We start from the raw sequence: 20396 nt of genomic DNA, 5'->3' as shown, positions 1-20396 counted from the left end.
TCTCCTCAAGCAAAGTGTTCGGCTACAGCGCGGGTAACCCAGGTGCGGGCTTGGCCCAGGTAATGGGCGGGATCAAGCAAGCGGTCCAACTCAGCTGCTGACAGCTCGGCGGTGACTTGCGGCTCATCCGCCAATACCGCGCGCAGATGCCGGCCTTCTGCGACGGCGCGCTTGCAGCATTGCTCCAGCAGATGGTGTGCAGTTTCACGGCCAAGGCGCTGGGCGAGCACGATGCTGACGGCTTCGGCCAGCACCAGGCCTTGGGTCAGGTCGAGGTTATGCGTCATGCGTTGCGGGTCGACTTCCAACCCTTCGCTCACCAGCAAGGCCTGTTGCAACGCGCCGGAGACCAACCGGCAAATCTCCGGCAAGGTTTCCCATTCGGCATGCCACAGGCCCAGGCTGCGCTCGTGCTCCTGGGGCATGGCGCTGAACATTGTCGCCACCAACCCGGGCACGCGGGTCGCGGCGCTGATCAGCACTGCGGCGCCCACCGGGTTACGCTTGTGCGGCATGGTCGATGAGCCGCCTTTGCCCGGCGCGGAGGGCTCAAAGACTTCCGCCGCTTCGGTTTGCATCAGCAGGCTGATATCGCGGCCCAGTTTGCCGAGGCTGCCAGCGATCAGGCCAAGCACGCTCGCGAATTCCACCAGGCGATCCCGTTGGGTGTGCCAAGGCTGTTCGGGCAAGGTCAGTTGCAGCTCTGTTGCCAGCGCCTCGGCCACCGGCATGGCCTGTTCGCCCAGCGCTGCGAGGGTTCCGGAGGCACCGCCGAATTGCAGCACCAGCAAGCGCGGTTTCAGTTCGGCGAGACGTTGCCGACTGCGCGTTACTGCCCCCAGCCAACCGGCGATTTTCATCCCCAGGGTCACCGGCGTCGCATGCTGCAACCAGGTCCGCCCAGCCAGTGGCACAGCAGCATAGCGCTGGGCCTGGGTGGCAAGAATGTCGCCCAGGCGTGCCAAGTCCGTTTCGATCAACGCCACGGCTTGGCGCAGTTGCAGCACCAACCCGGTGTCCATCACATCCTGGCTCGTCGCGCCCAGGTGCACATAACGTTCGGCGCCGGGGTCTTCAGCGGCAATCAACTTGCCCAATGCCTTCACCAACGGAATCGCCGAATTCCCCGCCGTGGCAATCGCCACGCCAAGGGCATCGACGTCATACAGCGACGCCAGGCACGCCTGGGCGATCGGTGCGACCGCGGCCTGGGGGATCAAACCGACCCGAGCCTCGGCCCGGGCCAACCCCGCCTCAAAATCCAGCATGCCCTGCAAGCGTCCCCTGTCGCAGAACACCTCGGCCATGCTGTCCGCCGTGAAATAAGCGTCGAACAATTGATTGCTCGTGCGCAGCGTCATAGCTCATCCCTTAAAGATCGTGATGCAAGTACTCCGCCTGTTTAGGCAGGCGCAAGCTGAACAGGAAAGCCACCGCCATCATGCCGGTGACGTACCAGTAAAAGGTGTTTTCCATGCCCATGGATTTCAGGCCCAAGGCCACGTATTCCGCCGAACCGCCGAAGATCGCATTGGCCACTGCATAGGCCAGGCCCACCCCCAATGCACGTACGTGCGGCGGGAACATTTCTGCTTTCACCAGCCCGCTGATCGAGGTGTAGAAACTCACGATGGCCAAGGCCAGGGAGATCAGCACAAACGCCAGGAACGGGCTGGTCACGGTTTTCAGGGTCAGCAGGATCGGTACCGTGCACAGGGTGCCGAGCGCGCCGAACCAGAGCATCGAGTTACGCCGGCCGATCTTGTCCGAAAGCATGCCGAACAGTGGCTGCATGCACATGTACACGAACAGCGCGCCGGTCATGATGTAGCTGGCGGTCTTGGCATGCATCCCGGCAGTGTTCACCAGGTACTTCTGCATGTAGGTGGTAAAGGTGTAGAAAATCAGCGAGCCGCCGGCGGTGTAGCCGAGCACGGTGATAAACGCCGCCTTATGGTTGCGGAACAGCGCGGCGATGCTGCCGGCGTCCTTGTCCTGGCGCATTTCCTTACTGGTGGTTTCCTTGAGGGTGCGACGCAGCAGCAGCGAGATCACCGCCGCAATCGCGCCGATCACGAACGGAATCCGCCAGCCCCAGGCGCGCAATTCGTCTTCGGTGAGGATCTGCTGCAGGATCACCACCACCAGCACCGCCAGCAATTGCCCGCCGATCAGCGTTACGTACTGGAACGAGGCGAAGAAACCGCGCTGGCCCTTGAGCGCGACTTCACTCATATAGGTCGCGGTGGTGCCGTATTCGCCCCCCACTGACAAGCCTTGGAAAAGTCGCGCGACCAACAGCAACGCCGGGGCCCAGGCGCCGATGTCCTTGTAAGTCGGCAGGAAGGCAATGACCAGCGAGCCGGCGCACATCATCAGCACCGAGATCATCATCGAGTTCTTACGGCCGTGCTTGTCGGCCACCCGACCAAACAGCCAGCCGCCGATAGGCCGCATCAGGAACCCGGCGGCGAACACACCCGCGGTGTTGAGCAGTTGGACCGTGGGGTCGTCCGATGGGAAAAACGCAGGGGCGAAGTAGATGGCGCAGAAGGCGTAGACGTAGAAGTCGAACCATTCGACGAGGTTGCCGGACGAAGCACCGACAATCGCAAAAATCCGTTTGCGGCGTTCTTCTCCGGTGTAGTGACTGGTGGTTGTTGTCATGGTTTTTTCACTCAGTGGGAACGGTTATAGCCTAGACATACTTTGCAACAACCGTGTTCCGCAAGCAGACTTTGGATATGTATCGGCTGAACCGGCCTCATCGGGGGCAAGCCCCCGATGAGGCCCTGACAAGCGACTCAGTAGTCGAAGAACACCGTTTCCTTATCCGTCCCCTGCAACACCACATTCCACTGATGCACACCCGCCGCATCCGGCTTGGCAATCAAGGTGCTACGCCGCTCCGCCGGCACACACGCCAACAACGGGTCATCCCCATTCATCGGCTCACCCTCAAAATAAATCCGCGTCAGCAGGTGCTTCACCAACCCTCGTGCAAACACCAGCACCACCAGATGCGGCGCCTGGGTCGTGCCCTTCAACCCCGGCACGGCGCCCGGCTTGATGGTGGTAAAGCGAAATCGCCCTTCGGCATCCACCGGCACCCGGCCGAAACCTTCGAAGTTCGGGTCCAGCGCTTTGTCCTGCTCATCTTCCGGGTGGTCATATTTGCCGGCGGCGTTGGCCTGCCAGACTTCAAGCATGGCGTCGTTGACGACATCGCCGTTGCCATCCACCACTTGCCCGCTGATCGCCACGCGCTCGCCAAGGGTGGCAGCCACGGTCAGGTCTTCGCGGTTCAGCCAGGTCAGGCCAATGTGGTAATAAGGCCCAACGGTGTGGGACGTGGTCGCGTTGAGTGTCATCTTATTTCTCCATCGGCGTAGCGTCGCGGCCACGCAGGACGATGTCCCAACGGTAGCCGAGGGCGTAGTGCGGGACGGTTTTTTCCAGGTCGAAACGGGCGATCAGGCGTTCCTTGGCCGAGGTATCCGGCACGCAGTTGTAGATCGGGTCGTATTCCAATAGCGGGTCGCCGGGGAAGTACATCTGCGTGACCAGGCGCGTCAGCACACTCGGGCCAAACAGCGAAAAGTGGATATGCGCCGGGCGCCAGGCGTTGTGGTGATTGCCCCATGGGTAGGCACCGGGCTTGATGGTCTGGAACTGGTACCAGCCGTCAGCGTCGGTCACGGTGCGCCCGGTGCCGGTGAAATTCGGGTCCAGCGGTGCATCGTGCAGGTCGCGCTTGTGGTTGTAGCGGCCAGCAGCGTTGGCTTGCCAGATTTCCACAAGAATGCCCGGCACCGGCAGGCCGTTTTCGTCCAGCACGCGGCCGTGAATGATGATGCGCTCGCCCTGGGGCTCGCCCTCATGCTGGGCGGTGAGGTCATTGTCCTTCTCATTGATCCGCTCGGCGCCGATGGTCGGGCCGGTGATTTCCGATAAAGAGTGTGGCAAGAACACCAACGGCTGGGACGGCGAGCGCAGGTTCGTCGACTGGTAGGCCGGGTGCAGGTAATCAGGTTGGGTACCCGCTTGCGGGCGCCGGTATCCGGGCTTGTCACTCATGGAACAATCCTCTCTTGTTAGATGCGTTCAATCGCCAGGGCCAAGCCTTGGCCGACGCCCACGCACATGGTCGCCAGGCCTTTGCGGCCGCCGGTTTTTTCCAGTTGATGCAGGGCGGTCAGCACCAGCCGCGCGCCGCTCATGCCCAACGGGTGGCCGAGGGCGATGGCACCACCATTCGGGTTGACCTGCGGCGCGTCGTCGGCGATGCCCAGTTCACGCAGCACCGCCAGGCCTTGGCTGGCGAAGGCTTCGTTGAGTTCGATCACATCAAAGTCGGTGACCGCCAGGCCCAGCCGCTCCACCAGTTTGCGCACCGCCGGCACCGGGCCGATGCCCATCACGCGCGGTGCGACGCCGGCGCTGGCCATGCCCAATACGCGGGCGCGGGCGGTCAAGCCGTGTTTCTTGACGGCGTCGGCGGAGGCCAGGATCAGCGCCGCCGCACCGTCATTCACACCCGAGGCATTGCCAGCGGTGACGGTTTTGTCAGGGCCGTTGACCGGTTTGAGTTTGGCCAGGGCTTCCAACGTGGTGTCACGTGGATGTTCATCCTGCTCGACAACAGTCTCGCCTTTTTTATGGGCGACCCGCACCGGCACGATTTCTTCGGCGAAGAACCCAGCGGCTTGCGCGGCAGCGGTGCGTTGCTGGCTGCGCAGGGCGAAGGCGTCCTGGTCGGCGCGGGATACGTGGTAATCGTCGGCGACGTTATCGGCGGTCTGCGGCATGGCATCCACGCCGTACTGGGCCTTCATCAACGGGTTGATAAAGCGCCAGCCGATGGTGGTGTCTTCCAGCTTCATGTTGCGCGAAAACGCCGCGTCGGCCTTGCCCATCACGAACGGTGCACGGGACATCGACTCGACGCCACCGGCAATCGCCAGCTCCATTTCACCGCTGGCAATGGCGCGGAAGGCCGTGCCGATGGCGTCCATGCCCGAGGCGCACAAGCGGTTGAGCGTCACGCCTGGAATGCTCTCCGGCAGGCCCGCCAGCAACAGCGCCATACGTGCCACGTTACGATTGTCTTCGCCGGCCTGGTTGGCACAGCCGAGGAACACCTCATCAACCGCACGCCAATCCACCGAAGGGTTACGCTCGATCAGCGCCTTGATCGGCAACGCCGCCAAATCATCGGCACGCACGGTGGACAAGCCACCGCCGAAACGGCCGATGGGGGTACGAATGGCGTCACAGATAAATACGTCGCGCATCAGGCTTCTCCCGGCGCTTGGCCATGGGCCGTCGCGGTACGTGCTTCAAGGTCACGCAAAGCGGTCAGCTCTACATCAGTCGGTTCAGCGGTGGTGTCGACCTTGTCGGCAAATCGAATCGCCCAACCGGTGGCCGCCACCACTTGCTCACGGGTAACACCAGGGTGCAGCGCGGTAACCACGAACTCATGGGTGCCCTCTTCCGGCTCCATGATGCACAGGTCGGTAATAATCCCTACAGGCCCCGCGCCCGGCAGGCCCAGGCGTTTGCGCGAGTCGCCGCCTTCGCCGTGGCCGACCGAGGTGATGAAGTCCAGCTTGTCGACAAACGAACGCGCCGACTGCTTGAGGATGATCAGCACGCTCTTGGCGGAACCGGCGATCTCCGGCGCGCCACCGGCACCCGGCAGGCGCACTTTGGGCTGGTGGTAGTCACCGACCACGGTGGTATTGATATTGCCGAAACGGTCGACCTGGGCCGCACCAAGAAAGCCCACGTCAATGCGCCCGCCCTGCAACCAGTAACGAAAGATCTCACCGGTCGGCACCACGGTGTCGGCGGTTTCTGCCAGCTCGCCGTCGCCGATGGACAGCGGCAATACGCTAGGCTTGGCGCCAATCGGGCCGGACTCGTAGATCAGCACCACATCCGGCGACGAGGTCAGGCGCGCCAGGTTGGCCGCCTTCGACGGCAGGCCGATGCCAACAAAGCAGACCGAGCCGTTCTTGAGGCGCCGCGCAGCGGCGACAGTCATCATTTCATTGGTCGAGTAAGCCATTACTTGGCCTCCTGCGCGGCGGCCAGCTTGGCCTGGAATTCAGTGAAATCGGCGGTGCCGTGGATGTATTCGTCGATCCAGGCGGTAAAGGTCTCACGGTCGCGGGCGATTGGGTCCCACGCCTGGTAGAAGCGGTTATCACGCTCGTTGTAGCCATGGGCGTAGGACGGGTGGGCGCCACCGGGCACATGGCACACCGCAGTCAGGGCCCAGGTCGGCAACACGCAGCTGTTCATCGGTGCGTTGAGGTCATCGACGATTTCCTCGACGGTGACGATGCAACGCTTGGCCGCCAGTGCCGCCTCCTTCTGCACGCCAAGAATGCCCCAGAGCAACACGTTGCCCTTGCGGTCGGCTTTTTGCGCATGGATCACGGTGACATCCGGACGCACCGACGGCACCGCCGCGAGCACTTCGCCGGTGAACGGACAGGTCACGGTCTTGATCAGCGGGTTGACCTTGGGCAAGTCGGAACCGGCGTAGGCACGCAGTACCGCGAAAGGTAGGCCAGAAGCGCCGGCGACGTAGGCGTTGGCCAGGTCGGCGTGGCTGTGCTCTTCGATCTCCAGCGGTTGCGGCCATTGCTTCTCGACCGCGTCGCGCAGGCGATGCAGGGAGCCCACGCCCGGGTTGCCGCCCCAGGAAAAAATCAGCTTGCGGGCGCAACCGGCACCGATCAACTGGTCGTAGACCAGGTCAGGCGTCATACGCACCAGCGTCAGGTCTTTCTTACCCTGACGAATGATTTCATGACCCGCTGCCGTAGGGATCAGATGGGTGAAGCCTTCCAGAGCGACGGTGTCGCCGTCGTTCACAAATTGCTTCACCGCGTCACGCAGCGCGAGGATTTCAGCCATGGGGTTCGGGCTCCCGGTGTGGATCGAAAAAGGCGCTGAGGTGGCGCCGGAGTGCTTGAAGATTAAGCTGGGGAAGTGGGCCAAACAATCCGATAATCGACTCAGCGTTCGATTATCGAACGGATTGTTGTCTTGCTAATCATCCGGATTAGCACAGTCAATGTGGGAGCTGGCTCCCACATGAAAAGTGATCGGCCTCAGGTCGCGTCGGCGTGGCTGACCATGCCTTTGATCACCACGGCTGACGTCGCCAATGCAGCCGGAATCACCAGCGCGGTGAGCACCTGCTCGAAGTTCCAACCCAGGCCGAGCAAGGTGGCACCCATCCAAGCGCCGAGGATCGCGCCGAAGCGGCCGATGCCGAGCATCCACGACACGCCGGTGGCGCGCCCCTGGGTCGGGTAGAAGCGTGCGGCCAGGGACGGCATTGCCGACTGCGCACCGTTGACGCACATCCCGGCGATCAGCACCAAGGTCGCCAGCACGGTGATATTGCCCAGACTCTGCCCTACCGCGTAGGCAAATACCCCGGCCAGCAAGTAGAAAATGCCGATGACCTTGTGAGGGTTGAACCGGTCCATCGCCCAACCCACGCCCACCGCGCTCAACACGCCACCAAACTGGAACAAGGCGCCGATAAACGCGGCCTGTTCCATGCTGGCGCCGCTGTCGCGCATGAGCGTCGGGAGCCAACTGGTGAGCAGGTACACGATCACCAGGCCCATGAAGTAGGTGAGCCACAGCAATAACGTACCGACGCTGTAGGTGCCGGAGAAAATCACCGCGAACACGTTGCGCGCCTTGACGGTTTTTTGCTCAGGCACGCTGAAGCGGGTGGCCTGGGCAACGATTGAAGGCTCGATGGGTGACAAGGTCTTGCGCACCTTGTCGGTGCCGCGATTGCGCACCACCAGAAAACGCGCCGACTCCGGCAGCCACACCAACAACACCACCGCCAGGATCAACGGCAGGATGCCGCCGATCAGCAGCAGGCTGTGCCAACCGAACGCAGGGATCAGCTTGGCTGAAATAAACCCGCCGCCGGCCATGCCCAGGTTGAAGCCGCAGAACATGCTGGTCACCAGCAGCGACTTATGGCGTTCCGGGGTGTATTCGGACAGCAGCGTGGTGGCATTCGGCATGCCGGCCCCCAGGCCCAGCCCGGTGAGAAAGCGCAGCACCAGCAACTGGTCAACGTTGGCGCTGTAGGCAGACGCCAGGCTGAACGCACCAAACACCAACACCGCGCCTACCAGCACCACCTTGCGCCCAAAGCGATCCGCCAGTGGGCCGGAGCCGAGCGCACCGAAGACCATGCCGATCAACGCGGCGCTCATCACCGGGCCGAGGCTGGCGCGGTCGATGCCCCAATCCTGGGACAGCGCAGGCGCGATAAAGCCCATGGCGGCCGTGTCGAGGCCATCAAGGAAAACAATCAGGAAACACAGGATCACCACGCGCCACTGATAGCGTGACAGTGGCTGGGTGTTGATGAAGGACTGGACGTCCAGCGTGGTACCGACAGAGGGCTGAGTCATTATTTTTATTTCCACACCGATGGCGGGCTGACGACCTGGGGTCGTCGTTATTATGTGGCGCTGACAGCGCTGCCGCACATTAGTAAGCCTGGGGAAACACCGTCAATTGATCAAACCGGGATCTGTGCGGTCACCGAACAGCTTAGGCAAACAGCTGCGCACTCAGCTCGCAGCTGGCACTCAGCATGCTCGGCAAGAAGCGCTGTTCCAGCTCGGCGCGGCTGACCCGTCCGGCGTGGGTGCTGACGTTCAGCGCGGCCAACACCTGGCCCGAAGCGTCATACACCGGCACGGCGATGGAGCGCAGGCCCTGCTCAAGCTCCTGGTCGACGATGCACCAGCCCTGTTGACGCACTTGCTGCAGACATTCGAGCAAGGCCTGTGGCGTGGTCAAGGTGCGGCTGGTCTTGGTTTGCAGGTCGGCGTGGTCGAGATAATCCTGCAGCGAGGCGTCGTCCAGCGCCGCAAGCAATATGCGGCCCATGGAAGTGCAATAGGCCGGCAGCCGCCCGCCCACCGACAGGTCCACGGAAATCAGGCGCTGGGTAGTGGCCGAACGGGCGATATAGAGAATGTCGTCGCCTTCGAGGGTGGCCATGTTGCAGGCTTCGTGAAGCTGCTCACTCATGCGGTCCAGGTAGGGTTGGGCCGAGACCGCCAGTGGCGTGGACGACAGGTAGGCATGGCCCAGGGTCAGGACTTTGGGCAGCAGCGAATAGGTACGCCCGTCGGTCGTGGCGTAACCGAGCTTGATCAAGGTGTGCAGGCAACGGCGCACGGCGGCGCGGGGGATCTCGGTGCGATGACTGATCTGGGCGATGGTGAGATGGCGCTTGCGCTCCTGGAACGCCTGCACCACCGCCAGGCCACGGGCGAGGGAGGTCATGAAGTCCGGATCACCGGTGAACGCCTGGATACGCTTGGCCGGGGACGCAACGATCGGCGGCGCCATTGACGCGAAAGAGTTGCGCAATTGATCGTTCATGTCGGGGTCCTTACTCTTATTGTCAACCGCAGGGGAGGTTTGGCTGCTATTACAAGTCGCGTCAGCCGCGTGCACAAGGCGGGGCCAAGAACATTGTGCGATTATCGGACAGTCATTCGATTATCGCAATTTGTGGGTTCCCTTCCCTGGCCAGCCAGCGGAGCGCAGTAAAATGAAGTCACGCTTAATAACGTCTGAAGTTGGGTTGATTTTATGACGTCAGAATTCATGCAATTACCGGCACGCCCGTGTAACAAAACGCTCACACAAAGTTGACGCTTTTTAACTTTATGCCGATAGTGTTATTCAAATGCGCCGCTATAATGCACCCTATGTGCCGTTCTGCCCGGTTTACTCTCGAGAGCAGCGCTCGCCAGGTGATGCACGTTGTGCATTGTCGACCGCAACTACCTGCTTTGAATGACTGCACTAACAGGTGGCCGCCCGTCCCTATTTCAAACTTGGACGTTTTCACGGTTCAACTTGGAATACCCCAGGAACGGCATTCAGGCATAACGCTGCAACGTATTTACACTCAACTCAATTAGGTAACGATGTGACGAAAGATGAACTGCGCGCGGAACTTGAGCGCCAGGAGCAACGTTACAAGGACGTTTACGGCGGGGAAGTCACCACTTACGCCGCCCAGCCTGAACCTGAACGCAAACCCTGGCGCAAGCGAGCCAGTCTCCTCGACCAGGCGTTCGCCCAGGAAATCCAAAAGATTGAACAGGAACTCAAAACCGAAGAGCCATAAGCGATTCGGTTTGGAACTCAAGGTTTTGGCCTTGGGTGCTGGCATATAGCTAGCATCCAGCTACCTTGCATCGCTCCACCAGCGGTAAAATTTCATACAAATGTTTCAGGCGTGACGTTTTTGTGACAATCCCCTGCCCCGCAGCCCCTCTGCTTTATAAATCAAAGACTTGCCAAAGCCCCGAAATCCCTGGGATACGCCCCCTGGCGCCGGTTTTTTTCAAGGAAGATTGTTACCGATGAGCAGCTAGTGCATCGATTACTGAGGTTTTCTGGCATAATCGCGCCCCCTTACGACCGGGTCAGAAAACCTTCATGATCGATTTATTCAGCGGACTGGATGCTTGGGTTCTAGTGAGCCTGTTGCTCGCCCTGGCCTTTGTCCTCGCCTTCGAGTTCATCAATGGCTTTCATGACACCGCTAACGCGGTGGCCACAGTCATCTATACCAAAGCCATGCCGCCGCACCTGGCCGTGTTCTTCTCCGGGGTGTTCAACTTCCTCGGCGTGTTGCTCGGTGGTGTCGGTGTCGCCTACGCCATCGTGCATTTGCTGCCGGTGGAGTTGCTGATTAATGTGAACACCGGCCATGGCTTGGCGATGGTCTTCTCTTTATTGGCGGCGGCGATCACCTGGAACCTGGGCACCTGGTACTTCGGTATTCCCGCGTCCAGCTCCCACACCCTGATCGGCTCGATCCTTGGTGTCGGCCTGGCCAATGCGCTGATCAACGACATCCCCCTGGCTGACGGTGTGAATTGGCAGAAGGCGATCGATATCGGCGCCTCCCTGGTGTTCTCGCCGATGGCCGGCTTTCTGGTCGCGGCCCTTGTGCTGATTGGCCTGAAGTGGTGGCGCCCGCTGTCGAAGATGCACAAGACCCCGGACCAGCGCCGCAAGCTTGATGACAAGAAGCACCCGCCGTTCTGGAACCGCTTGGTATTGGTGATTTCTGCCATGGCGGTGAGCTTCGTGCACGGCTCCAACGACGGTCAGAAAGGTATCGGCCTGATCATGCTGGTGCTGATCGGTATCGTGCCGGCGCAGTTTGTACTCGACCTGGGCAGCACCACTTACCAGATCGAGCGTACCCGCGACGCGACCTTGCACCTGAACCAGTTCTACCAGCGCAACCACGAGCCCCTGGGTGAATTCCTGGCCTTGGGTAAAAGCGTGAAGGATGACCTGCCGGGCAAGTTCCGTTGCAACCCGCAGCAGACCGAACCGACCATCAATGCATTGCTGGACACGCTGAAAGGGGTCTCCGACTACCATTCGCTGACCGCCGATCACCGCATTGAAGTGCGCCGCTACCTGCTCTGCCTGGACGATACCGCAAAGAAAGTCGGCAAATTGCCAGGCCTGCCGGCGCGTGAGAAGTCCGACCTCGACAAGCTGCGCAAAGACCTGACCGCCACCACCGAATACGCGCCGTTCTGGGTCATCCTCGCCGTAGCTCTGGCCTTGGGCCTGGGCACCATGGTGGGCTGGAAGCGTGTGGTACTGACCATCGGCGAGAAGATCGGCAAGCAGGGCATGACCTATGCCCAAGGCATGTCGGCACAGATCACCACCGCGACCATGATTGGCTTTGCCAACATCTTCGCGCTGCCGGTGTCCACTACCCACGTGCTCTCTTCGGGCGTGGCCGGCACCATGGTTGCGAACAAAAGCGGCCTGCAAGGCGGCACCGTCAAAACCATCCTGATGGCCTGGGTATTGACCCTGCCGGCAACCGTGGGCCTTTCGGCCGGGTTGTTCTGGCTGGCCTCCTGGGCACTCGGTAGCTGATAACCTAGCAGTAATAAAAAAGGTGCGATCCGCGAGGGTCGCACCTTTTTTTATGCCCCAATTCCATCCCCACAGTTGATCTTCACCGATCAAATAACAGGCAAAAAAAAGGGCGACCGAAGTCGCCCAAAATGCCTTGCGTGCTCATGTAATCCGGAAAAACCTAGGGTTTTTTACGCTTGTTCGCGTCTTTCCAGATAAAAAATCCAAACCCTACAAAAAACATCACCATGAGGCTCACAGTCAGCACTCCGGCAAACACCACATTATCGAAAAACATGACCGGCCTCCTGCACGTGCCCTGTTGCGATAGGGCTAAGTTAATGGAGAAGGCGGATTGAAAAATTGACAGGGATCAATGTCGCCCACGACGGGGCGTAAAGAAGGGAAATAACTGACCTGCATCAATGGATGCAGGCTGTTTCAACGCTTTTTTGGCTTGTTCTTAGGTTTTTTCTTAACTTTGCCGAGCGGCATTGCCTGTTCAAACGCCTGGCGTACTTCATTCAAGCGCTTGTCATTGAGGTCGTGCACCCGCTTGGCGCGTTCGGCACTCAGGTCGATCAGTTTGTCGTCTTCACTCATGGCTTGGCTTACGTGGTGGCTAGAATGGCTCAATAATGCGGCCTCCCCCGCCCAACGGCAAATCAGCGGGCGACAAAAGGCAGGTCATCCCACAAAATCGGTACTTTTCCCCTTTCAGGAGACGCACTCAGGTGGCACTGCACAAGGACCTTCCGCCGTTGCTGGCACTGCGCGCCTTTGAAGCGGTGGCGCGGCATTTGAGTTTTATCAAGGCCGCGAACGAGTTGTCGGTGACCCAGAGCGCCCTGAGTCATCAAGTACAGAAGCTTGAGCAACACTTGGGCAAACCGCTGTTTATCCGACGCACGCGCGCGATTGACCTGACTGCCGACGGCCAACGTTACTACGACGAAATCAGCCCGGCCCTTGGCGTCATTGCCGCCGCTACCCGTGCCCAACGCGTGCCCCCTAGCGCCACGGTATTGCGCATCGGCTTGCTGGCCTCCTTTGCCACCCTGTGGCTGGCACCACGCCTGGCCGGGTTTCTCAACCGCTACCCGCATATCCAAGTGGAGTTGTTGCCGGCGATCCAGCTGGCGAACGTCGCAGCCGCCGAGGTCGACCTGGCCATCCGCTATGGCAAGGGCGATTGGCCCGATGTGCAGGCCACGCGACTGATGCCGGAAATCCTCTCCCCGGTGTGCAGCCCGGCGTTCAACGCCCGGCATGACGGCCCGCTGCTGATGGCCACTTCGCACCGCCCGTTTGAATGGACCGATTGGTCTGAGCATTACCACGTCGACCTCGCCAACCACCCCCGTGTGATGCTGCACGACTACAACATCGTGGTTGAAGCCGCTGTGGCTGGCCAAGGCATCGCCATGGGCCGTCATCGCCTGATCGAGCGCAAGCTTCTGGACGGCAGCCTGGTACAAGCCTTCGATTGGCCGCCCTATCACAGCGACATTGGCTACTGGCTCATCGCCCCGCAGGGCACTACGAATGAAGCAGCCGCGTGTTTCAGCCAATGGTTGAAGGAAACCTGCGCCGACGCGTGAGTGATTTCGATACGTCGCGTGAGATCTATCCGTTTGTCGCCTTTCTGAGCAACCAACATGCTGAAACCTCCTGACTCAAGAGGATTCATCATGAGCGACTCCATCCGCCAACGCGTGCAAGCTCTCGGCCTCACGCTGCCCGCCCCCAGCCAACCGGCTGCCAACTACATCAGCCATGTCATCAGCCAGCACCAGTTGTTCATTTCCGGGCAAATTCCACTGGTGGACGATAAACCTGCCTACGTGGGCCGGCTGGGTGAATCCTTGAATGATGAAGAAGGCGCCCAAGCGGCGGAACTCGCCGCGTTGAGCCTATTGGCGCAGTTGAGCGATGCGCTGGGTGATGACCTGTCGCGCCTGGTGCGCACGCTGCGCCTGGAGGTCTTTATCGCCTGCAGCGCTGATTTCAAGCAACAGAGCTTGGTCGCCAACGGTGCCTCCAACCTGTTGGTCAACGCCCTCGGCGAAAAAGGTCGGCATGTGCGTACCGCCCTGGGCGTTTCCAGCCTTCCGGCCGGCGTAGCGGTGGAGGTTGATGCGATTTTTGAGTTGCGCCCATGAGCCCGCGCGAAATCCAACAACTGCGGGATGCAACGCCAGGCTGCCAGTCCGGCATCGTGCATTTCAACCATGCAGGCGCCTCCTTGCCCAGCCAGGCGACCCTCGACGCCATCATCGAGCAGTTGCAACGCGAAGCCCGCGACGGCCCGATGGAGGCCGGCGAACACGGCGAGGTGCTGCTAGAAAAAGCCCGCCGAGCCGCCGGGCAGTTACTCAATGCCCCGGCTTCCTCAATTGCCTTTGCCAGCAGCGGCTCGACCGCCTGGAGCATGGCCTTCCAGGCCTTGGGCCGCTGGCAGCCCGGAGACCGCATTCTGGTGGGCCGTCACGAGTGGGGCGGCAACCTGGCGAGCATGGAACTGGCCGTGCAAGCCGGTGCTCGGATCGAGGTCATCCCCTGCGATGACAGTGGCGCGGCCTGCCCAGTGGCGCTGGAGTCAATGATTGATGCCCATGTGAAGTTGATCGACCTCACTTGGCTGCCGGCCAACGGTGGCCTGATCAACCCCGCCCAGGCCATCGGTGAGGTCGCCAGTCGCCACGCCATCCCCTATTTCATCGATGCAGGCCAAGCCGTCGGCCAGATGCCTGTAGATGTGCACGCGCTGCAGTGTGATGTGCTCAAGTCGGCCGGTCGCAAACACCTGCGCGGGCCACGTGGTACAGCGCTGTTGTATGTGCGGCCGGCGTTTCTCGAGCGATTGAAGCCTGCTCAGCGCGACGTGTTTTCAGCGCCATGGACCGCCCAGGGTTTCGACCTGCGCAACGATGCCCGCCGCTTTGAAACCAGCGAGACATCGTTCGCCTTGCTGGCCGGGCTGGGCAATGCATTGCAGGAGATGAATCGACTGGGCATCGAGCGCGTCTGGGAGCGCGTCTCGCAGACCAGTGAGCGAATTCGCGAAGCGTTGCGTGGGGTTCCGGGCATTACCCTGCATGACTTGGGCACCCGTCAATCAGGCTTGATCGCTTTCAACTTGGCCGGTTGGGATGCCTTCGAACTCAAACGGCGCCTGGGCTTGCAGCGCATCAACATCGGCGCCAACGGCGTGGCGTATACCCCGTTGGATATGCAAGCGCGAGGCCTGCAAAGCGTGGCGCGGATCTCAGTCAGCCCGCTGAACAACGAGGACGATATCGCGTTGCTGTCAGCGGCCTTGCGCGAATTGGCCGACTAAACCTCGACGTCGACCCACAAGCCCTGGCGCGGCGCGTCTTCGATCAGCGGAATCACTGGCACGGTGTTGTCGGCGTTGAGCACATCCCCCGGAATGGCCAAGTGCTGTTCCGGATTTTCATCGGCTTCACGCCGGCGCTTCTGTTGTTCCTGCTGGCGGCGTTGTTCTTCGCGCAGCAAAAACGCCGATGTCTCGGCGTCGCCCTTTTTCAGGTCGATAGTGCTTTCGTTGGAGCCCGGCTGAACTGGCACCACGGGCGGGATATCCGGCTTCTGTCGCACCGGATCGAGTTGTGACGTGACCGGCACAACGCTGACGGGCAGCATGGGTGGCAGCATAATGATTACTCTCCTGATCAACAGGCTGTCGGCGGGTGGCAGGGCGACTTGAGCATAGGCTCGCCAAGCTGTGACCCAGTCGACACTCGCAAGTGCCCGCCACCCGTCGATTCAGCGCTGGATACGCTCGCCAAAGAGAGTAGTTTTTCTCAGAGTCCTTTGGATGGGGGCCTTGTTCCGTTAAGATAGTCGGCTTTTTCACGGCGGGAGTCAGGCAGCATGGCGCAGCAGTATCAACCGGGGCAACGCTGGATTAGTGACAGCGAAGCAGAGCTGGGGTTAGGCACCGTTCTGGCACAGGACGGCCGCTTGTTGACCGTGCTCTATCCGGCCACTGGCGACACTCGCCAGTATGCGTTACGGAATGCGCCCCTCACCCGCGTGAGGTTTTCGCCGGGCGACACCATCACCCATTTCGAAGGCTGGAAAATGACCGTGCAGGAAGTCGACGATGTCGACGGCTTGCTGGTGTACCACGGCCTCAATGGGCAGCACGAGCAGGTCACCCTGCCGGAAACCCAACTCTCCAACTTTATCCAGTTCCGCCTGGCCAGCGACCGTCTGTTCGCCGGGCAGATCGACCCGCTGGCCTGGTTCTCGCTGCGCTACCACACCCTGGAACACACCAGCCGCCAATTGCAGTCCTCGCTGTGGGGCCTGGGCGGCGTGCGTGCGCAACCTATCGCGCACCAACTGCACATCGCCCGTGAAGTCGCTGACCGTATCGCGCCTCGGGTATTGCTGGCCGACGAAGTAGGCTTGGGCAAGACCATCGAAGCCGGCCTGGTGATCCATCGCCAACTGCTCTCGGGTCGCGCCAACCGCGTTCTGATCCTCGTCCCGGAAAACCTGCAGCACCAATGGCTGGTGGAAATGCGCCGGCGCTTCAACCTGCAAGTCGCGCTGTTCGACGAAGAACGCTTTATCGAAAGCGATGCCGCCAACCCGTTCGAAGACACCCAACTGGCGCTGGTCGCGCTGGAATGGCTGGTGGACGACGAGAAGGCCCAGGACGCACTGTTCGCGGCTGGCTGGGACTTGCTGGTCGTCGACGAAGCCCACCACCTGGTGTGGCATGAAGAGAAAGCCAGCCCCGAATACACACTGGTCGAACAGTTGGCTGAAGTGATTCCCGGCGTGCTGCTGCTCACCGCCACCCCGGAACAACTGGGCCAGGACAGCCACTTCGCGCGCCTGCGTCTGCTGGACCCGAACCGCTTCCACGACCTGGCGGCCTTCCGCGCCGAGAGCGAAAACTATCGCCCGGTGGCCGAAGCCGTGCAGGAGTTGCTGGACAAGGGTCGCCTCTCCCCTGCCGCACACACGACCATCCAGGGTTTCCTCGGCAACGAAGGCGAAGCCCTGCTGACCGCCGTCAACGATGGCGACACAGAAGCCAGTGCGCGCCTGGTGCGTGAGTTGCTCGACCGCCACGGCACTGGCCGCGTGCTGTTTCGCAACACCCGCGCCGCTGTGCAAGGCTTCCCGGAGCGCAAGCTGCACGCCTACCCGCTGCCAAACCCGGACGAATACCTGGAGTTGCCGCTGGGCGAACACGCCGAGCTGTACCCGGAAGTCAGCTTCCAGTCGCAGCCGGACATCGAAGAAGAAAACCGCTGGTGGCGCTTCGACCCACGGGTCGAGTGGCTGATCGACCAGCTGAAAATGCTCAAGCGCACCAAGGTCCTGGTGATCTGCGCCCACGCCGAAACCGCCATGGACCTGGAAGACGCCCTGCGCGTGCGCTCCGGCATCCCGGCCACGGTGTTCCATGAGGGCATGAACATCCTCGAGCGTGACCGCGCCGCCGCTTACTTCGCCGATGAAGAGTTTGGCGCCCAAGTGCTGATCTGCTCCGAGATCGGCAGTGAAGGCCGTAACTTCCAGTTCTCCCACCATTTGGTGCTGTTCGACCTGCCGTCCCACCCTGACTTGCTGGAACAGCGGATCGGCCGTCTGGACCGGATCGGCCAGAAGCATGTGATCGAACTGCACGTGCCTTACCTGGAAACCAGCCCGCAAGAGCGTCTGTTCCAGTGGTACCACGAAGCGCTGAACGCGTTTCTCAATACCTGCCCGACCGGCAACGCCTTGCAGCACCAGTTCGGCCCACGCCTGCTGCCGCTGCTGGAAAACGCCGACGACGGCGAGTGGCAAGCCCTGGTCGACGAGGCCCGCGTCGAACGCGAGCGCCTGGAGCAGGAACTGCACACCGGTCGAGACCGCTTGCTGGAGCTCAATTCCGGCGGCGCGGGTGAAGGCGATGCGCTGGTCGAAGACATCCTTGAGCAAGACGACCAGTTCGCCCTGCCGATCTACATGGAAACCCTGTTCGACGCGTTTGGCATCGACAGCGAAGACCATTCGGAAAACGCGCTGATCCTCAAGCCCAGCGAAAAAATGCTCGACGCCAGCTTCCCCCTGGGTGACGACGAAGGTGTGACCATCACCTACGACCGCAACCAGGCACTGTCGCGCGAAGACATGCAGTTCATCACCTGGGAACACCCGATGGTGCAGGGTGGCATGGACCTGGTGCTGTCCGGTTCCATGGGCAACACCGCCGTGGCGCTGATCAAGAACAAGGCGCTCAAGCCGGGCACCGTGTTGCTGGAGCTGCTTTACGTCAGCGAAGTGGTCGCGCCGCGCGCGCTGCAACTGGGTCGTTACCTGCCGCCGGCGGCACTGCGCTGCCTGCTGGACGCCAATGGCAACGACCTGTCGGGCCGCGTGTCGTTCGAAACCCTCAACGACCAGTTGGAAAGCGTGCCTCGGGCCAGCGCCAACAAGTTTATCCAGGCCCAGCGCGACCATCTGACGCCACGGATCAACGCCGGTGAAGAGAAGATCACCCCGCGCCACGCCGAGCGCGTAGCCGAGGCCAAACGTCGCCTGGCGGCGGACACCGACGAAGAGCTGGCGCGCCTGACCGCGTTGCAAGCGGTCAACCCGACCGTGCGTGACAGCGAGCTGGTTGCCCTGCGCAACCAGCGCGAGCAAGGCTTGGCCATGCTGGATAAAGCGGCGCTGCGACTGGAAGCGATTCGAGTCCTGGTAGCGGGTTGATTACCACCCTGCTCCGCTAAAAAGAAGGCCCGCGCAATGCGGGCCTTTTTTATTCGCTTGAGAATATCTGTGGCATTAATAGCGCCTTCGCGAGCAAGCCCGCTCCCACATTTGACCGAGTTGTCATGTCGATCACCGATCAATGTGGGAGCGGGCTTGCTCGCGAAAGGGTCCACTCGGTCTCAAGCCGTAGCCACAGCAGCCGGCACCTCAACCGCCACCAACCCCTCTTTCATCCGTTTGGCATCCCGCACAAAACAGCGCGACGCCTGAAACAAAAACAACAGGGTCAAGAACAGCGCCACCGGAATCAGGTACATGGCGTCATGTAACCCCACCGCCTTATAGGCCTCCGTCATCTGCTCCGCCCCCGCCGCGTACATAGCCGAATGGGCAAAATGATCGGAAAGCCCACCCACGACGATCGGCCCCATCCCCCCACCCAGCAAGTACAACCCGGCAAAAAACAGCGCCATCGCCGTGGCCCGCAGGCGCGGTTCCACCACGTCCTGAATCGCCGTGTACACGCAGGTGTAGAAGTTATAGGCAAACAACCAGCCCACACTGAACAACGCCACAAACACACCAATCTCAATGCGCCCGGCGTGCAACGCCCAGGCAGTGGTCACGGTGGAGATGATCAGGCTGAACGCGGCGAACAACAGCCGGCCATTGGCTACGCGTTGATGGATCTTGTCGGCGATCCAGCCGCCTAGGGTCAGGCCCACCAGGCCGGTCAGGCCGACGATCACCCCGGTGGCCACGGCGGCGTCCTGCAGCGGCATCAGGAAGTAACGCTGCAACATCGGCACCAGGAACGAGTTACAGGCGTAGGTGGCAAAGTTAAAGCACAACCCGGCCAGCACCAGCCACAGGAAGGTAGGCACCGCCAGCACGCGACGAATCGGGCGGTCGACGCGTTCCTGGGAAACCTGCACGGTTTCCGCCGCGCCACGCTTGGGCTCCTTGATATAGAACATGAACACCGCAAGGATCAGCCCCGGCACTGCCGCGATAAAGAACGGTGCGCGCCAGCTGTCAAACGCCTTGACCATCCAACCGATGGTGAAAAACGCCAGCAATAGCCCCAAGGGCAGGCCCAGCATGAAAATGCCCATGGCCCGCGCGCGACGGTGCGCCGGGAACAGGTCGCCAATCAGCGAGTTGGCCGCTGGCGCATAGCTGGCCTCGCCGATGCCGACGCCCATGCGCACCAGCAAAAACGTCCAGAAACTGCCGACCAGGCCGTTGACCGCCGTCAGCCCGCTCCAGGCGAACAGGCCCCACCCCATCAGCTTGCTGCGCGAGCCGGTGTCGGCCATACGCCCCAGGGGCAAGCCGGCGATGGCGTAGACGAGGGTAAAGGCGGTGCCGATGATGCCGAGCTGGAAGTCGCTCAGGTGCCATTCCATACGGATTGGCTCAATGATGATCGCCGGAATGGTGCGGTCGAAGAAGTTGAACAGGTTGGCCAGGAACAGCAGGAACAGAATGCGCCAGGCATTCGCCGCTTGGGTCGAGTTCTGCATGGGTCCGTCTCTTTTATTGTTATGAGAGCTGCGATGCCCGCTGCATCCTGCCCGGTACCTGCAACATAGTCAGGCGGGCGGCGGTTGTCTGTAATGATTCGTAAAGCTGATAGGGCATGATTTCACCCGGTGCTGCGGGAC

Annotated in this window: 19 protein-coding genes; 6 read left to right on the top strand and 13 right to left on the bottom strand. The window is 61.3% G+C overall.

Annotation, left to right across the window (positions count from 1 at the left end; translation table 11 throughout):
* Positions 1 to 5: 5 nt before the first annotated feature.
* The 9 genes from HU722_RS07925 to pcaR all read right to left on the bottom strand — a co-directional run bounded on the left by HU722_RS07925 (position 6) and on the right by pcaR (position 9453).
* Entirely contained in the window at positions 6 to 1361 is a 1356-nt protein-coding gene (locus tag HU722_RS07925; RefSeq protein ID WP_186755077.1) for a 3-carboxy-cis,cis-muconate cycloisomerase, read from the bottom strand.
* 10 nt (positions 1362 to 1371) lie between these two features.
* Positions 1372 to 2667 (bottom strand): MFS family transporter, encoded by a 1296-nt coding sequence (locus tag HU722_RS07920; protein WP_065873260.1) that lies wholly within the window; start codon positions 2665 to 2667, stop codon positions 1372 to 1374.
* A 137-nt stretch (positions 2668 to 2804) separates the two neighbouring features.
* Positions 2805 to 3371, bottom strand: a complete 567-nt coding sequence (gene pcaG / locus HU722_RS07915) for a protocatechuate 3,4-dioxygenase subunit alpha (protein ID WP_186755075.1) — start codon at positions 3369 to 3371, stop codon at positions 2805 to 2807.
* A 1-nt stretch (position 3372) separates the two neighbouring features.
* Entirely contained in the window at positions 3373 to 4077 is a 705-nt protein-coding gene (gene pcaH, locus HU722_RS07910) for a protocatechuate 3,4-dioxygenase subunit beta (protein WP_065873262.1), read from the bottom strand.
* 17 nt (positions 4078 to 4094) lie between these two features.
* The gene (gene pcaF / locus HU722_RS07905) at positions 4095 to 5297 is read right to left on the bottom strand and encodes a 3-oxoadipyl-CoA thiolase (protein ID WP_175405780.1); all 1203 of its coding nucleotides are present in this window, start codon (positions 5295 to 5297) and stop codon (positions 4095 to 4097) included.
* A complete protein-coding gene (locus HU722_RS07900) occupies positions 5294 to 6073 on the bottom strand; it encodes a CoA-transferase subunit beta (RefSeq protein ID WP_065880920.1) in 780 nt (259 codons plus the stop codon). Before HU722_RS07900 ends, pcaF begins: the two co-directional genes overlap by 4 nt.
* On the bottom strand, positions 6073 to 6930 hold the full coding sequence (locus HU722_RS07895; protein WP_065873265.1) for a CoA transferase subunit A: 858 nt from the start codon (positions 6928 to 6930) through the stop codon (positions 6073 to 6075). The genes HU722_RS07900 and HU722_RS07895 overlap by 1 nt, the downstream gene beginning before the upstream one ends.
* A 197-nt stretch (positions 6931 to 7127) precedes the next feature.
* Complete coding sequence (gene pcaK, locus HU722_RS07890) at positions 7128 to 8468, bottom strand: 4-hydroxybenzoate transporter PcaK (protein ID WP_065873266.1); 1341 nt, start codon at positions 8466 to 8468, stop codon at positions 7128 to 7130.
* 142 nt (positions 8469 to 8610) lie between these two features.
* Positions 8611 to 9453: a pca regulon transcriptional regulator PcaR gene (gene pcaR, locus HU722_RS07885; protein WP_065873267.1), complete on the bottom strand. Its 843-nt coding sequence runs from the start codon at positions 9451 to 9453 to the stop codon at positions 8611 to 8613.
* 556 nt (positions 9454 to 10009) lie between these two features.
* Here pcaR and HU722_RS07880 point away from each other — a divergent pair.
* Positions 10010 to 10210: a hypothetical protein gene (locus HU722_RS07880; protein WP_003189295.1), complete on the top strand. Its 201-nt coding sequence runs from the start codon at positions 10010 to 10012 to the stop codon at positions 10208 to 10210.
* Between the two features lie 314 nt (positions 10211 to 10524).
* Positions 10525 to 12000, top strand: a complete 1476-nt coding sequence (locus HU722_RS07875; protein ID WP_186755073.1) for an inorganic phosphate transporter — start codon at positions 10525 to 10527, stop codon at positions 11998 to 12000.
* 163 nt (positions 12001 to 12163) lie between these two features.
* On the opposite strand, the gene ccoM is transcribed toward HU722_RS07875, so the two are convergent.
* Positions 12164 to 12280, bottom strand: coding sequence for a cytochrome c oxidase subunit CcoM (gene ccoM, locus HU722_RS29020; protein ID WP_275957920.1), 117 nt, complete (start codon positions 12278 to 12280; stop codon positions 12164 to 12166).
* A 143-nt stretch (positions 12281 to 12423) separates the two neighbouring features.
* Positions 12424 to 12585, bottom strand: a complete 162-nt coding sequence (locus HU722_RS07870) for a hypothetical protein (protein WP_175402983.1) — start codon at positions 12583 to 12585, stop codon at positions 12424 to 12426.
* Positions 12586 to 12716: 131 nt separating this feature from the next.
* Between HU722_RS07870 and HU722_RS07865 the strand changes: the two genes are divergently transcribed.
* From HU722_RS07865 to HU722_RS07855, 3 genes are all read left to right on the top strand, one after another.
* Complete coding sequence (locus tag HU722_RS07865; RefSeq protein ID WP_065873269.1) at positions 12717 to 13583, top strand: LysR substrate-binding domain-containing protein; 867 nt, start codon at positions 12717 to 12719, stop codon at positions 13581 to 13583.
* A 90-nt stretch (positions 13584 to 13673) separates the two neighbouring features.
* The gene (locus tag HU722_RS07860) at positions 13674 to 14144 is read left to right on the top strand and encodes a RidA family protein (protein ID WP_186755071.1); all 471 of its coding nucleotides are present in this window, start codon (positions 13674 to 13676) and stop codon (positions 14142 to 14144) included.
* Positions 14141 to 15322, top strand: a complete 1182-nt coding sequence (locus HU722_RS07855; protein WP_186755069.1) for an aminotransferase class V-fold PLP-dependent enzyme — start codon at positions 14141 to 14143, stop codon at positions 15320 to 15322. Before HU722_RS07860 ends, HU722_RS07855 begins: the two co-directional genes overlap by 4 nt.
* Here HU722_RS07855 and HU722_RS07850 read toward each other — a convergent pair.
* Entirely contained in the window at positions 15319 to 15660 is a 342-nt protein-coding gene (locus HU722_RS07850; protein ID WP_065910487.1) for an aspartate-semialdehyde dehydrogenase, read from the bottom strand. The two genes, HU722_RS07855 and HU722_RS07850, sit on opposite strands and share 4 nt — an antisense overlap.
* A 219-nt stretch (positions 15661 to 15879) precedes the next feature.
* Between HU722_RS07850 and rapA the strand changes: the two genes are divergently transcribed.
* Complete coding sequence (gene rapA, locus HU722_RS07845) at positions 15880 to 18726, top strand: RNA polymerase-associated protein RapA (RefSeq protein ID WP_065873272.1); 2847 nt, start codon at positions 15880 to 15882, stop codon at positions 18724 to 18726.
* A gap of 182 nt (positions 18727 to 18908) precedes the next feature.
* Here rapA and HU722_RS07840 read toward each other — a convergent pair whose 3' ends face one another.
* The gene (locus HU722_RS07840) at positions 18909 to 20255 is read right to left on the bottom strand and encodes a spinster family MFS transporter (protein ID WP_065880042.1); all 1347 of its coding nucleotides are present in this window, start codon (positions 20253 to 20255) and stop codon (positions 18909 to 18911) included.
* Positions 20256 to 20396: the final 141 nt, after the last annotated feature.

The sequence above is a fragment of the Pseudomonas tritici genome, from assembly GCF_014268275.3.
GTDB lineage: Bacteria > Pseudomonadota > Gammaproteobacteria > Pseudomonadales > Pseudomonadaceae > Aquipseudomonas > Aquipseudomonas tritici.
This window is presented reverse-complemented; position numbering and strand designations above follow the sequence as displayed.

Coding starts and splice junctions, on each gene's coding strand:
- HU722_RS07875 (WP_186755073.1), top strand. CDS start 10,525: ATGATCGATTTATTCAGCGGACTGGATGCTTGGGTTCTAGTGAGCCTG.
- pcaR (WP_065873267.1), bottom strand. CDS start 9,453: ATGAACGATCAATTGCGCAACTCTTTCGCGTCAATGGCGCCGCCGATC.
- rapA (WP_065873272.1), top strand. CDS start 15,880: ATGGCGCAGCAGTATCAACCGGGGCAACGCTGGATTAGTGACAGCGAA.
- HU722_RS07850 (WP_065910487.1), bottom strand. CDS start 15,660: ATGCTGCCACCCATGCTGCCCGTCAGCGTTGTGCCGGTCACGTCACAA.
- pcaG (WP_186755075.1), bottom strand. CDS start 3,371: ATGACACTCAACGCGACCACGTCCCACACCGTTGGGCCTTATTACCAC.
- pcaK (WP_065873266.1), bottom strand. CDS start 8,468: ATGACTCAGCCCTCTGTCGGTACCACGCTGGACGTCCAGTCCTTCATC.
- HU722_RS07925 (WP_186755077.1), bottom strand. CDS start 1,361: ATGACGCTGCGCACGAGCAATCAATTGTTCGACGCTTATTTCACGGCG.
- pcaH (WP_065873262.1), bottom strand. CDS start 4,077: ATGAGTGACAAGCCCGGATACCGGCGCCCGCAAGCGGGTACCCAACCT.
- HU722_RS07855 (WP_186755069.1), top strand. CDS start 14,141: ATGAGCCCGCGCGAAATCCAACAACTGCGGGATGCAACGCCAGGCTGC.
- HU722_RS07860 (WP_186755071.1), top strand. CDS start 13,674: ATGAGCGACTCCATCCGCCAACGCGTGCAAGCTCTCGGCCTCACGCTG.
- HU722_RS07870 (WP_175402983.1), bottom strand. CDS start 12,585: ATGAGTGAAGACGACAAACTGATCGACCTGAGTGCCGAACGCGCCAAG.
- HU722_RS07900 (WP_065880920.1), bottom strand. CDS start 6,073: ATGGCTTACTCGACCAATGAAATGATGACTGTCGCCGCTGCGCGGCGC.
- ccoM (WP_275957920.1), bottom strand. CDS start 12,280: ATGTTTTTCGATAATGTGGTGTTTGCCGGAGTGCTGACTGTGAGCCTC.
- HU722_RS07840 (WP_065880042.1), bottom strand. CDS start 20,255: ATGCAGAACTCGACCCAAGCGGCGAATGCCTGGCGCATTCTGTTCCTG.
- HU722_RS07895 (WP_065873265.1), bottom strand. CDS start 6,930: ATGGCTGAAATCCTCGCGCTGCGTGACGCGGTGAAGCAATTTGTGAAC.
- HU722_RS07920 (WP_065873260.1), bottom strand. CDS start 2,667: ATGACAACAACCACCAGTCACTACACCGGAGAAGAACGCCGCAAACGG.